Raw genomic sequence first — 12,601 nt, 5'->3', positions numbered from 1 at the left:
ATTTGACGATTTTGCACTATTGAGCTCTAATTGCGGGTTTCTAGAAGGTTAAAATGTAAGCGCTTTCCCTTATGGTCACTATTAACGATGTAGCCAAGGCCGCGCAGGTCTCCACAGCCACCGTATCCCGGGTAGTAAACAATGGCCCCAAGGTGGGCGCGAAGACCCGGCAGCGCGTGCTCGACGTAATGGAGCAGCTTGGCTACCGACCGAACGCGAACGCCCGAGCACTCGCCTCACAGCGATCCACCACCCTCGGCGTAGTGATTCCAGAGCTCACCGACCCTTTTTTTGCATCTCTTGCCAATGGCGTCGAAGTGGTTGCCCGCAACAACGGAATGCAACTACTGCTGAGTACCGGACTGCAATCGGCAGAGACAGAACGCCAAGCGATCCAGCTACTCATTGAGCAGCGCTGCGAAGCATTAGTGGTACACAGCAAGAAGCTGGATGACGCCACCCTGCTGGAATTCGCAAGCCAAGTGCCAGGATTGATCCTTATCGACCGCTATATACCGGCCATCAAAAACCGCTGTATCTGGCTCGACAATATGGAAGGCGGCCGGATAGCCGCAAGATATTTACTATCCCTTCAGCACACACAAATCGCCTGCATTAATAGCCTGCACGAAATTGATGACCCAAGGCTGCGACAGGAGGGGTTCGAGCAAATCCTTTCAGAATCCGGACACCCGCTCTCGGACCAGCTAACCGTTCGCAATGAGCCGACCCTCAAGGGAGGCGAGCTGGCCGCCCAACAATTGCTTGCACGAGACACACCTTTTAGCTGCGTATTCGCCTACAACGATGCGATGGCGATCGGTGCGATTTCAGTTTTTGAAGACAATGGTTTCAAGGTACCAGGAGATATTTCGGTGGTGGGCTTCGACGATGTTTTAATCTCGCGCTACTCCCGCCCTAAATTAACCACCCTCCACTACCCCATTCAGGAAATGGCCGAAAGTGCCGCAACGCTGGCACTCCAGTTCAATGGTAGTGAGAGCACTGAAAGCACCAAGTGCAAATACATTCCCACCTTAGTTAAGCGAGAATCGGTAAGCCCAGAGCAGGCTTAATAGTTACCCTATAAGGCACCTTTCCTTGTATGCCACTCGCCCCCAAACTCCCGCAAAAGGATCTGGGAGCCACATAAAATCCGGATACAAAAAAGCCCGCATAAAGCGGGCTTTTTGGAAAATGGTCGGAGTGGCCGGATTTGAACCGACGACCACCACACCCCCAGTGTGGTGCGCTACCAGGCTGCGCTACACTCCGACAGGAGCAAATCAAGCGGCGTGAAAGTTACGTAAGTGCTTGATTTATAAGGGGCATCGCTTGGCGATGAGGCGCAAATCATACCGAAGTACAGTGGGAATGCAAGCCCGTTTTGCGCCTTTTTGGATCAGGCTTTGACTTCCAGTAATTCCAGCACACCTTCCAGTTCAGCGATCATTTGCGGGATCACCTGCTGCAGCTGTACGGACTGGTCTTTGTCTTTTTCGATACCGCCGCTTTCCATTTGCAGACGGGCGCCACCAATGGTGTAGCCCTCTTCATACAGGAGTGCGCGGATCTGGCGGATGAGGATAACGTCCTGATGTTGGTAATAGCGACGGTTTCCGCGGCGCTTTACCGGGCTGAGCTGCGGGAATTCCTGTTCCCAGTAGCGCAGTACGTGAGGTTTCACTGCACACAGTTCGCTGACTTCACCGATGGTGAAATAGCGCTTCCCCGGAATTACGGGGAGTTCACTGTTATGACTCGCTTCCAGCATCTTCTTCTACTCGTGCCTTGAGTTTTTGTCCTGGCTTGAAGGTAACAACCCTTCTTGCGGAAATAGGAATCTCTTCGCCAGTCTTGGGGTTCCGTCCCGGACGCTGGCTTTTATCACGCAGGTCAAAATTGCCAAACCCTGACAGTTTAACCTGCTCATTATTTTCAAGTGCGTTGCGGATTTCCTCGAAAAAGAATTCGACGATTTCTTTCGCTTCGCGCTTGTTAAAACCCAGCTCTTCGTACAACTTCTCGGCGAGCCCGGCCTTAGTCAGTGCCTCTGTCATTGGTTCCTGCCCAACAGATTCAGAGGCGTCGACTCCGGTTTTAAGCCTGGTACCGCATTGGCTTGGAACCCGGAAGCAGACGCTCTCGGGATACGCGCATCAGCCGCGCATATCCCGGAGCTAGACCGGTTTAGCGCTGGCTGGCGTTGTATTTTTGTTCTAGTTGACTGACTACCGCATCGACTGCGGCATTAATTTCTTCGTCGTTAAGGGTGCGTGAGGGATGCTGAAACGTCAAGCCCATAGCGACACTTTTTCTATGTAAATCAATGCCTTTGCCCTGATAGACATCAAAAATGTTGAAGTCCGTCAAATATTCGCCGGCTGCTTCAACGGCGGTTTCTGCCAACTGACCCACTGGAATCTCCGCATCCACCAGTATTGCCAGGTCGCGACGCACTTCGGGGAACTTAGATAAGGGAGTAAAGGCAGGAATGACCGCCTGACCCAATCCGTCCAGGCTCAATTCAAACAGGAAAGCAGCCTTCGGCAGATCGTAATCCTTTTGCAGCTCAGGATGCAGCGCACCCAGTACACCCACGGACTTGCCGTTGCGCAGCACTTCAGCGCACTGGCCCGGATGCAGCGCCGGGTGTTTGGCCGGCGCGAAGGTGAACTCGGCATCGGCTTCGTAGTGCGCCAGCATGGCTTCCACGTCCGCCTTGATGTCGTAGAAATCTACAATGTCTTTGGAACCACTCCAGCCTTCTGGCTGGCGGCTGCCGTAGATCAGGCCCGCAATCATGCGCTCCTGCTGCAGGCCTTCTCCGGATTCGGCGTTACCCGGCACAAAGCGCAGGCCCGTCTCGAACAGGCGCGCGCGGTCCTGTTGGCGGTTCAGGTTGTACTGCAGGGTCTTTACCAAGCCCGCCATCAAGTTGGTGCGCATCACTGCGAGCTCAGCGCTGATGGGGTTTTGCAGGGCCACAGGCTCAACCGCAGGATCAAACTTGGCGGAGGCATCGCGATCGATAAAGCTGAAGGTGATCGCTTCCTGATAGCCGCGGGACAGCAGGGTCTGCTCGAGGCGAGACTGGGCTACTTGGGCTTCTGCACGCGGCACGATATCCAGCGCCGCTTCGAAGCTGATGCTGGGGATGCGGTTGTAGCCATACACCCGAGCCAGCTCTTCCAGCAAATCGGACTCGATGGAGATATCGAAACGGAAGCTCGGCACCAGGAAGGTCCAGCCTTCACTGTCTTCACTGATCTTTTCCAGGCCCAGGCGAGTGATGATCTCGACGATCTCGGCATCGCTCATCTGGATACCCAAGCCGCGGCTTACGCGGGCGCGACGCAGGGTAATGCGACGCTCTGCGGGCATGGCTTCGGTAACTTCGCGAACGTGTACCGGGCCGGGCTCACCGCCGACGATATCCAGCAGCAGCTGGGTCGCGCGCTCGATGGCTCTCTCCTGCAGACGGTAGTCCACGCCGCGCTCAAAGCGGTGCGAGGAGTCGGTGTGCAGGCCGTAGGAACGCGCTTTGCCGGCAATGGCCAGCGGGCTGAAGAAAGCGCTTTCGAGGAAGATATCGTTGGTGGCCTTGGTTACGGAGGAATCCAGGCCGCCCATGATACCGGCGATAGCCAGCGGGCCTTTCTCGTCGGCGATCAGCAGGGTATCGGCTTTCAGCTCCACTTCCTGCTCGTCCAGCAGGGTGAGCTTTTCGCACTGCTCTGCCATACGTACCTTGATGCCGCCGCTCAGCTTGGCCAGGTCGAAGGCATGCATGGGCTGACCCAGCTCCAGCAGCACGTAGTTGGTTACGTCGACGACCGGATCGATGCTGCGCAGGCCACTGCGACGCAGGCGTTCCTGCATCCACAGCGGTGTTTCGGCATCGATATTGATATTGCGGATCACGCGGCCCACATAGCGCGGGCAGGCGTCTTCGGCCAGCAGGGACACCTGCAGGCTGTCATCGATTACTGCGGCAACCGGCTCGATGGCAGGCGGGGTAACTTCGCAGCGGTTCAGTACACCCACTTCACGGGCAATACCGGCCACACCCAGGCAATCGGAACGGTTGGGGGTCAGGTCGACTTCGATGGTGCTGTCGTCAAGCTGCAGGTATTCGCGCAGGTCGGTGCCGGTTACTGCCTCTTCTGGCAGCTCCCAGATACCGTCGTTGTCGTCACCCAGTTCCAGTTCGGTCTGTGCGCACAACATGCCGAAGCTTTCGACACCGCGCAGCTTGGCTTTCTTGATTTTGAAGTCGCCGGGCAGCCTGGCACCCACCAGCGCAAACGGGATCTTAATGCCGGTACGCGCATTGGGTGCGCCGCACACGACCTGCATCTCCCCTTCCGGGTGCCCTTTTACCTTGCACACGCGCAGTTTGTCGGCGTCTGGGTGCTGTTCGCAGGCGACGATTTCACCCACTACGACTCCGGAAAATGCGCCGGCTACTGGCTCTACGGCGTCCACTTCCAGGCCCGCCATGGTGATCTGGTCGGCCAGCTGTTGTGCTGTCAGGTCCGGGTTTACCCACTCCCGTAACCAGGCGTTGCTGAATTTCATAGTCGTTCTCTAATTCTTAATTCGTTTACGCAATACGCGGTTGTTTGTTCGCCTGCTTGCAGGCCCCTTAGTTAGGATTCGAGTTAGAACTGCTTTAGGAAGCGCAGGTCGTTATCGAAGAACAGGCGCAGGTCGTTTACGCCGTAACGCAGCATGGCCATACGCTCGACACCGAGGCCGAAGGCAAAGCCGGAGTATTTTTCGCTGTCGATATCGCAGGAGGCGAATACATTCGGGTGCACCATGCCGCAACCCAGCACTTCCAGCCAACCGGTGCCGGAACAGATACGGCAGCCTTCGCCACCGCAGGCGGTGCACTGGATGTCAGCTTCTGCAGACGGCTCGGTGAACGGGAAATAGGACGGACGGAAACGCACTGGCACATCCGCTTCAAAGAAGGCTTTCAGGAACTGGTCGATACAGCCCTTCAGGTGCGCGAAGCTCACACCCTCATCGATAACCAGACCTTCGATCTGGTGGAACATCGGGGAGTGGGTTACATCAGAGTCGCAGCGGTATACGCGGCCCGGGCAGATAATGCGCAGGGGCGGATTGGTTTTCTCCATGGTGCGGATCTGCACAGAAGACGTGTGCGTACGCAGAACCGTAGAGGGATCGATGTAGAAGGTATCGTGCATGGCCCGCGCCGGGTGGTGGGCGGGAATATTCAGCGCTTCGAAGTTGTAGTAGTCCCCTTCTACTTCGGGGCCCTGCTCTACGGTAAAGCCCAGGCGCTGGAAGATCTCTTCAATGCGACGCAGGGTGCGGGTGATCGGGTGCATATTGCCCTGCTCTTCACCGCGGCCTGGCAAGGTAACGTCGATGGTTTCCTTGGCGAGCTTTTCTTCGATAGCAGCCTTTTCCATCGCGGTGCGGCGCGCATTGATCGCTTCCTGCACCTGCTGCTTGGCCTCGTTGATTTTGGCCCCTGCCGCCGGACGCTCTTCCGCAGACAGTTTTCCCAGACCTTTCAGCAATGCGGTGATCTGGCCTTTTTTACCCAGGTAATCCACCCGCACCTGATCCAGTGCCGCGAGGTCGCCGGCCTTTTCTACCAGCGCCAGCGCCTGCTCGGTGAGGGACTGCAATTCTTGCATTGAAACCTTCTCGTTCTAATCGATGAGTGACAATTGTTATTTTGAGACGCAGCGGATAATAGCAAGCCTCTGCGTCAGAAATTCGTATGCTGCTGATAAAAAAATAGGGAAGAGCCAAACAGCCCTTCCCTATTTTTAAAGCACAAATCTGCCCTTGCGGGCCGATTTATTCTGCAGGCGCTAATTAAGCTGCCAGGGCTGCCTTGGCTTTTTCAACTACGGCAGCAAAAGCGGCTTTATCGTATACCGCCAGATCAGCCAGAACACGGCGATCCAGTGCGATATCCGCCTTCTTCAGGCCAGCAATCAGTCGGCTGTAGCTCAGGCCTTCAGCGCGGGACTGGGCGTTGATACGCGTGATCCACAGAGCGCGGAAGTTACGCTTCTTAACGCGACGGTCGCGGTAAGCGTACTGACCAGCTTTGATGACTGCCTGCTTGGCTACACGGAAAATGCGAGAACGCGCACCGTAGTAACCTTTAGCCTGCTTCAGAATTTTCTTGTGACTGCGACGCGCCACTACACCACGTTTTACACGGGCCATATCAATATCCTCTTAAAACTTAACGTGTGCAGCCAATTACTTGGCGCGCAACATACGATCGACCAGGGTGGCATCAGACTTGTTCAAAGTGTTGGTGCCGCGCAGCTGACGCTTACGCTTGGTGGTCATTTTGGTGAGGATGTGGCTCTTGTTAGCGTGCTTGTGCTTGTAGCCCGAAGCCGTCTTCTTGAAGCGCTTGGCAGCGCCACTGTGTACTTTTGCTTTCGGCATTTTGTACTCCAAAGTGAATAGTGACCCACGAATGGGTTCTGTTAATTGGTTACAGGCCGAAGCCTGCAACTATGCGGGAGTGAGAAGGCAGCCGTCGCCCGATCACATCCCGAAAAGAAGACTCAGATACCAGGTATCTGCGCCTTACTTTTTCTTTTTGGACGGCGCGATGACCATGATCATCTGGCGGCCTTCCATTTTTGGCCGCTGCTCCACCGTACCCAGCTCCTCGAGGTCTTTCTCGATGCGCTGCATCATTTCCATACCCAGCTCCTGGTGGGCCATTTCACGGCCACGGAAGCGCAGGGATACTTTCGCCTTGTCCCCGGCTTCCAGGAAGCGGGTCAGGTTGCGCAGTTTGATCTGGTAGTCGCCGATATCGGTACCGGGACGGAACTTCATTTCCTTGATCTGCTGCTGCTTTTGTTTCTTTTTGGCCGCATTTTTAGCCTTCTTGGCCTCAAATACATGCTTCCCGTAGTCCATAATCTTACAGACGATGGGATCGGAGTCCGAGGCAATTTCAACGAGATCCAGGCTGGCCTTCTGCGCATGTTCCAGCGCTTCTTCCAGAGAAACAATACCTACCTGTTCACCATCCGCACCAATCAGTCGCAGTTGCGATGCTTCGATCTGATCGTTGATACGGGCCTTCTTGGACTTTCCTTTCATATCTCGTTTAATAACACTCGTCTCCGGTAATTTATAAAAGTCTATTGGGGCGCTTATTCAGCTGCGCCCGCAATAGACGAACGGCCGCGGCGGCTCACGTCCTGGCGGAGGATCTCAAGGAATGACTCATAAGTCATAGTTCCGAGATCCTCACCGCTACGTGTCCGCACGGCAACCGTCTGATTTTCCACTTCCTTATCGCCGATTACCAGCAGATAAGGAACACGCTGAAGCGTGTGCTCGCGGATTTTAAAGCCGATCTTCTCGTTTCTCAAGTCAGCAGCGGCGCGGAAACCCTCACCACCCAGCTTGGACTCGATATCGCGGCAATATTCAGACTGGCGGTCGGTGATATTCAGCACCGCAACCTGCTGGGGCGCCAGCCAGGCCGGGAAAGCGCCTTCGTAGTTCTCAATCAGGATACCGATGAAGCGCTCAAAGGACCCGAGGGTCGCGCGGTGCAACATCACCGGGTTCTGACGGGAGCCATCTTCCGCCACAAACTGTGCATCGAGGCGGCCCGGCATGGAGAAGTCCACCTGAATGGTGCCGCACTGCCATACACGGCCGAGACAATCCTTCAGGGAGAACTCGATCTTGGGCCCGTAGAAGGCGCCCTCGCCTGGCAGCTCTTCCCAGTCCAGATTAGCCGCATCTAGCGCGTCCGCCAGCGCCTTCTCCGCCTTATCCCAACTCTCGTCGGAACCGACGCGCTTTTCGGGGCGGGTAGACAAACGATAGATCACTTCGTCAAAGCCGAAGTCTTTGTAGACCTCGTGCAGAAGGTCCATGAACTCAGACACTTCAGACTGGATCTGATTTTCGGTACAGAAGATGTGACCATCGTCCTGAACGAAGCCGCGAACGCGCATCAGGCCGTGCAGGGAACCCGACGGCTCACTGCGGTGACAGGAGCCGAACTCCGCCAGACGCAGCGGCAGATCGCGGTAGCTGCGCAGGCCCTGATTGAACACCTGTACGTGACAGGGGCAGTTCATGGGCTTGATGGCAAACTGACGATCTTCACTTTCCAGCGTGAACATGTCGTCGCCGAATTTATCTGCGTGACCGGATTTCTCCCACAAAGAGAAGTCCACCAGCTGCGGAGTCTTGATCTCTTTGTAGCCGCGCTCGCGCTGACGCTGGCGCATGTACTGTTCAACGGTGCTGTATACGGTCCAGCCATTGGGGTGCCAGAACACCATACCGGGCGCTTCTTCCTGCATATGGAACAGGTCGAACTTCTTCGCCAATTTGCGGTGGTCGCGCTTTTCCGCTTCCGCAATACGGTGCAGATACGCTTTGAGCTCTTTCTTGTTACCCCAGGCGGTACCGTAAACGCGGGTCAGCATCTCGTTGTTCGAGTCACCGCGCCAGTATGCACCAGCCACTTTGGTCAGCTTGAAGGCCTTGAGCTTGCCAGTGGACGGCACATGCGGGCCGCGGCACAGGTCTTCAAAGTCACCCTGACGGTACAGGGAAATATCTTCATTGGTGGGAATGCTGGCAATGATCTCTGCCTTGTATTCCTCACCCATTTCGCGGAAGTACTTAACCGCATCGTCACGCGGCAGCAGGCGGCGGCTTACCGGAATATCTTCCTTGGCCAGCTCTTCCATGCGCTTTTCGATCTTTTCGAGATCTTCCGGGGTGAACTGGCGCTCGTACGCGAAATCGTAATAGAAGCCGTCGTCGATCACAGGACCGATCGTGACCTGCGCGCCCGGATACAGCTGCTTGACCGCCTGGGCCAGCAAGTGCGCGGTAGAGTGGCGGATGATCTCCAGGCCTTCTGGCTGGCGATCGGTCACGATCGCCAGGTCGGCATCGTGATCAATAACAAAACTGGTATCCACTTCCTTACCGTCAACGACACCCGCCAGCGCAGCTTTCGCGAGGCCGGGACCAATATCATTGGCAACGTCGAATACAGAAACAGGATTGGAAAATTCGCGACGGGAACCGTCAGGGAGGGTGACAACAGGCATTGCACTTCCTTATTTATCAGTGGCGACCCCTACGTAAGACCGCGTGATTCACTTGTGTGAGTGTGGGCTTGCGCCCGAAACGAACCAGATCGAAAGAAAGGAAAAGGCTCGCGAGAAATTGGTAGACCCGAGCAGACTCGAACTGCTGACCTCTGCCATGTCAAGGCAGCGCTCTAACCAACTGAGCTACGGGTCTATAGGGCCGCAGACAGAGGGTCGACCTCGCTGCGAAGGAGGCGAACTTTAGCACCGGCTTTTTTGCTTTTCAACCGCGAAAATAAGAAAAAATTTCCGCCAATAGTCGATTCAATGTATCGTCTGCGTGCTGCTGGATGCAGCTCCACAAGCACTCGAAACAAGGACTCCCATGCGCAGGTCAAGCAGCGCCCCTACCCCCTGCACCCAAGACCAGGGTGCCCAGGCCCACCCGCACCAACCTCACAACCTCAGCCGGTACGGCTTCTGGTTGGCCCTCGGCGCAGCCTCACTGTTTTCCATCAAGGCGATCTTCATCAAACTGGCGTACCGCTACGGGGTGGATGTGGAGACGTTTATCCTGCTGCGCATGTCCCTCGCACTGCCCTTTTATCTCGCGATCCTTGCCCTCTTATATAGGCAAAACCAATGGCGACCCGTGAGCCACCGCAACCTGATACTCACGATCGTACTGGGACTGTGCAGCTATTACCTGGCCAGCTTTCTGGACCTGCACGGGCTCCGCTACATTAGCGCCAACTTTGAGCGCCTGATCATTTACCTTTACCCAACGCTGGTGCTAATTCTGGGATGGATGTTTTTAGGCAAGCGGACAACATGGCGCCAGCAACTCTGCATCGCCGCAGCCTACTGTGGCATTCTGTTGATCTACTGGCAGGATCAAAACTTTAGCACCGGCGTGGCAACACCAGACTGGGTGGCACTGGACGGCGTGAGCTGGGGAGCACTGCTAACCTTCGCTAGCGCACTTAGCTTTGCACTCTACGTCGCATTCAGCGAAAACGTGATTAAAACGTTGGGCGCACGGCAATTTACCGCTCTCGCCATGCTCGCTGCGAGCGGCGCCATCACCATGCATTTTGCCATCCGGGGCGACTGGTCCAGACTCGAGCAACCGCTGCCTGTGTATGGCTATGCGCTGGCCGTGGCATTCCTGTGTACGGTGATTCCCTCTCTGATGATGAGCGCCGCAATTCAGAAGATCGGGGCCGCGACCACCGGCGCCATCGGCACCTCCGGACCAGTAATCACACTGATCGCCGCAGCCTTAATCCTCGGAGAACCCTTCACACCATTTCACCTGATGGGCATGGCAATCATCATCAGCAGCCTGCTATTCCTCAAGCAGGCCACCACCCCCCAAAAAAGATGGTAAATAGCTGACCCTAAGGTGAGGTTTCTTTTAGCCTGGTAATTTCATCACGCAATTTGGCGGCCGCTTCAAATTCCAGATTTTTGGCATGGTTGTACATCTGCTCTTCCAACTCTTCGATACGCGTCCAGCGCTGCTGATCCGTAAGGGGCTTCTGGTCGGCCTTGTAATCCGCTCCCTTCTCAGCTACTTTGCGACGCCCGCGCGCCGGCACACCCGGCGCCACCGCGCCCTCGAGAATATCCGCGACACTTTTGCGAATACCTTTGGGGACAATGCCGTGCTCGGCGTTGTGTGCCAACTGTTTGTCACGTCTACGCTGGGTTTCATCCAGTGCACGACGCATGGAATCAGTCACCTTATCCGCATACAGAATGGCCCGCCCTTCCAAGTTGCGGGCCGCACGGCCGATCGTCTGGATAAGTGAACGATCGGAACGCAAGAACCCTTCCTTATCCGCATCAAAAATGGACACCAGAGCAACCTCTGGCATATCCAGCCCCTCGCGCAGGAGGTTAATTCCCACCAGCACGTCGAATTCACCAATACGCAGGTCGCGAATAATTTCTACCCGCTCCACCGTGTCGATATCGGAGTGCAAATAACGTACCCGTACTCCGTTATCTTGCAGGTACTCGGTAAGGTCTTCAGCCATACGCTTGGTTAGTACAGTAATCAACACACGCTGATCTTTATCGACACATCGGCGAATCTCCGAGAGTGTGTCATCCACCTGGGTCGCCGCTGGGCGCACCTCCACCTCCGGGTCGACCAAACCTGTAGGCCGTACCACCTGCTCCACGACTGCACCTGCGTGCTCCGCTTCGTACTTGCCCGGCGTGGCCGATACAAAAATGGTCTGCGGTGAAAGATGCTCCCACTCCTCGAACTTAAGCGGACGATTATCCAGCGCGGAAGGTAACCGGAAACCGTATTCCACCAGAGTCTCCTTGCGCGAACGGTCACCGCGGTACATACCGCCAATTTGTGGCACCGTTACGTGACTCTCATCGATAAACAACAAGGAATCGTGCGGCAGATAGTCAAATAGCGTGGGCGGCGGCTGCCCCACGTCGCGCCCCGAGAGGTAGCGCGAATAGTTCTCGACGCCGTTGCAGTAACCGAGCTCCTGCATCATTTCCAGATCGTACTTGGTGCGCTGCTCTAGTCGCTGCGCCTCCAGCAGCTTGCTGTTATCCCGGAGCTGCTTGAGGCGCCCCTTGAGCTCGTCTTTGATCTGGTCGATCGCGCTGACAATGGTTTCCCGGGGGGTCACATAGTGGGACTTGGGGAATATCGTGATGCGCGGCACTTTGCTCAGCACCTCGCCAGTAAGCGGGTCAAACAGGGTAATTTCTTCGATTTCTTCGTCGAACAAAGAAAGCCGTACCGCCTCCAAATCGGAGTCAGCAGGATAGATATCAATAATATCCCCGCGTACCCGATAGGTGGCACGTCGGAAATCGGCGTCGTTACGGGTGTACTGGAGCTCCGCCAGCCTGCGCAAAATGGTTCGCTGGTCGACAATATCACCGCGATCCAGATGCAAAACCATTTTGAGGTATTTGTCCGGGTCACCAAGGCCGTAAATGGCGGATACGGTAGCCACCACAATAACGTCTTTGCGCTCGATCAGCGCCTTGGTGGCCGACAGACGCATCTGCTCAATATGCTCGTTGACCGAGGCGTCTTTCTCGATAAAGGTATCCGAGGACGGGACATAGGCTTCTGGCTGGTAGTAATCGTAATAGGAGACAAAATACTCCACCGCGTTGCGCGGGAAGAACTCCTTCAACTCGCCGTAGAGCTGCGCTGCCAACGTCTTGTTGTGCGCCATGACGATTGCCGGACGCTGCAAGCGCGCAATCACGTTGGCCATCGTGAAGGTTTTACCAGAACCGGTCACCCCAAGCAGCGTTTGATGAGCAAGACCATCGCCTACCCCCTCGACCAGAGACTCAATCGCGGCTGGCTGGTCACCGGCCGGTTCGTACTTGCTGGCCACTTCAAACGGACGAGGTTCCATAAACTTCTCACCAATCAATTTTGACGACATCTTCCCGCATCAAAAACGTCGCGGGGAGTGGGAAATTGTAGGCGCGTACGCCACCAATGGACA

11 protein-coding genes and 2 tRNA genes are annotated in these 12,601 nt (G+C 55.8%); 2 read left to right on the top strand and 11 right to left on the bottom strand.

Annotated features, from left to right (window positions below):
- Window positions 1-71: 71 nt before the first annotated feature.
- Entirely contained in the window at window positions 72-1,076 is a 1,005-nt protein-coding gene (locus tag LCM31_RS08795) for a LacI family DNA-binding transcriptional regulator (protein ID WP_224869230.1), read from the top strand.
- 122 nt (window positions 1,077-1,198) lie between these two features.
- Here the strand turns inward: LCM31_RS08795 and LCM31_RS08790 are convergent.
- The 10 genes from LCM31_RS08790 to LCM31_RS08745 all read right to left on the bottom strand — a co-directional run bounded on the left by LCM31_RS08790 (window position 1,199) and on the right by LCM31_RS08745 (window position 9,309).
- Window positions 1,199-1,275, bottom strand: a tRNA-Pro gene (locus tag LCM31_RS08790).
- A 127-nt stretch (window positions 1,276-1,402) separates the two neighbouring features.
- Window positions 1,403-1,774: a MerR family transcriptional regulator gene (locus LCM31_RS08785; RefSeq protein WP_224869228.1), complete on the bottom strand. Its 372-nt coding sequence runs from the start codon at window positions 1,772-1,774 to the stop codon at window positions 1,403-1,405.
- Window positions 1,755-2,060 carry an integration host factor subunit alpha gene (gene ihfA, locus LCM31_RS08780; protein ID WP_010131375.1) on the bottom strand — a complete coding sequence of 102 codons (306 nt, stop codon included), beginning with the start codon at window positions 2,058-2,060 and terminating at the stop codon, window positions 1,755-1,757. Before ihfA ends, LCM31_RS08785 begins: the two co-directional genes overlap by 20 nt.
- Window positions 2,061-2,190: 130 nt before the next feature.
- The gene (gene pheT, locus LCM31_RS08775) at window positions 2,191-4,581 is read right to left on the bottom strand and encodes a phenylalanine--tRNA ligase subunit beta (RefSeq protein WP_224869226.1); all 2,391 of its coding nucleotides are present in this window, start codon (window positions 4,579-4,581) and stop codon (window positions 2,191-2,193) included.
- An 83-nt stretch (window positions 4,582-4,664) separates the two neighbouring features.
- Window positions 4,665-5,678 carry a phenylalanine--tRNA ligase subunit alpha gene (gene pheS, locus LCM31_RS08770; protein ID WP_077404232.1) on the bottom strand — a complete coding sequence of 338 codons (1,014 nt, stop codon included), beginning with the start codon at window positions 5,676-5,678 and terminating at the stop codon, window positions 4,665-4,667.
- Window positions 5,679-5,862: 184 nt separating this feature from the next.
- Window positions 5,863-6,222: a 50S ribosomal protein L20 gene (gene rplT / locus LCM31_RS08765; protein WP_077404234.1), complete on the bottom strand. Its 360-nt coding sequence runs from the start codon at window positions 6,220-6,222 to the stop codon at window positions 5,863-5,865.
- A gap of 36 nt (window positions 6,223-6,258) precedes the next feature.
- The gene (rpmI, locus tag LCM31_RS08760; protein ID WP_010131383.1) at window positions 6,259-6,453 is read right to left on the bottom strand and encodes a 50S ribosomal protein L35; all 195 of its coding nucleotides are present in this window, start codon (window positions 6,451-6,453) and stop codon (window positions 6,259-6,261) included.
- 144 nt (window positions 6,454-6,597) lie between these two features.
- Window positions 6,598-7,125 (bottom strand): translation initiation factor IF-3, encoded by a 528-nt coding sequence (gene infC, locus LCM31_RS08755; RefSeq protein WP_043315894.1) that lies wholly within the window; start codon window positions 7,123-7,125, stop codon window positions 6,598-6,600.
- 53 nt (window positions 7,126-7,178) lie between these two features.
- Window positions 7,179-9,113 (bottom strand): threonine--tRNA ligase, encoded by a 1,935-nt coding sequence (gene thrS / locus LCM31_RS08750; RefSeq protein WP_224869224.1) that lies wholly within the window; start codon window positions 9,111-9,113, stop codon window positions 7,179-7,181.
- 119 nt (window positions 9,114-9,232) lie between these two features.
- Window positions 9,233-9,309, bottom strand: a tRNA-Val gene (locus LCM31_RS08745).
- Window positions 9,310-9,480: 171 nt separating this feature from the next.
- Here LCM31_RS08745 and LCM31_RS08740 point away from each other — a divergent pair.
- Window positions 9,481-10,485 carry a DMT family transporter gene (locus tag LCM31_RS08740; RefSeq protein WP_224869222.1) on the top strand — a complete coding sequence of 335 codons (1,005 nt, stop codon included), beginning with the start codon at window positions 9,481-9,483 and terminating at the stop codon, window positions 10,483-10,485.
- Between the two features lie 10 nt (window positions 10,486-10,495).
- Here the strand turns inward: LCM31_RS08740 and uvrB are convergent, their stop codons facing one another.
- Entirely contained in the window at window positions 10,496-12,538 is a 2,043-nt protein-coding gene (gene uvrB / locus LCM31_RS08735; RefSeq protein ID WP_318247440.1) for an excinuclease ABC subunit UvrB, read from the bottom strand.
- Window positions 12,539-12,601: the final 63 nt, after the last annotated feature.

It is taken from the genome of Microbulbifer agarilyticus (assembly GCF_020171345.1).
Lineage (GTDB): Bacteria > Pseudomonadota > Gammaproteobacteria > Pseudomonadales > Cellvibrionaceae > Microbulbifer > Microbulbifer agarilyticus_D.
This window is presented reverse-complemented; position numbering and strand designations above follow the sequence as displayed.

Bases quoted from the DNA above. Each gene is read 5' to 3' on its own strand.
- LCM31_RS08795 (WP_224869230.1), top strand. From the start codon at position 72: ATGGTCACTATTAACGATGTAGCCAAGGCCGCGCAGGTCTCCACAGCC.
- LCM31_RS08785 (WP_224869228.1), bottom strand. From the start codon at position 1,774: ATGCTGGAAGCGAGTCATAACAGTGAACTCCCCGTAATTCCGGGGAAG.
- ihfA (WP_010131375.1), bottom strand. From the start codon at position 2,060: ATGACAGAGGCACTGACTAAGGCCGGGCTCGCCGAGAAGTTGTACGAA.
- pheT (WP_224869226.1), bottom strand. From the start codon at position 4,581: ATGAAATTCAGCAACGCCTGGTTACGGGAGTGGGTAAACCCGGACCTG.
- pheS (WP_077404232.1), bottom strand. From the start codon at position 5,678: ATGCAAGAATTGCAGTCCCTCACCGAGCAGGCGCTGGCGCTGGTAGAA.
- rplT (WP_077404234.1), bottom strand. From the start codon at position 6,222: ATGGCCCGTGTAAAACGTGGTGTAGTGGCGCGTCGCAGTCACAAGAAA.
- rpmI (WP_010131383.1), bottom strand. From the start codon at position 6,453: ATGCCGAAAGCAAAAGTACACAGTGGCGCTGCCAAGCGCTTCAAGAAG.
- infC (WP_043315894.1), bottom strand. From the start codon at position 7,125: ATGAAAGGAAAGTCCAAGAAGGCCCGTATCAACGATCAGATCGAAGCA.
- thrS (WP_224869224.1), bottom strand. From the start codon at position 9,113: ATGCCTGTTGTCACCCTCCCTGACGGTTCCCGTCGCGAATTTTCCAAT.
- LCM31_RS08740 (WP_224869222.1), top strand. From the start codon at position 9,481: ATGCGCAGGTCAAGCAGCGCCCCTACCCCCTGCACCCAAGACCAGGGT.
- uvrB (WP_318247440.1), bottom strand. From the start codon at position 12,538: ATGTCGTCAAAATTGATTGGTGAGAAGTTTATGGAACCTCGTCCGTTT.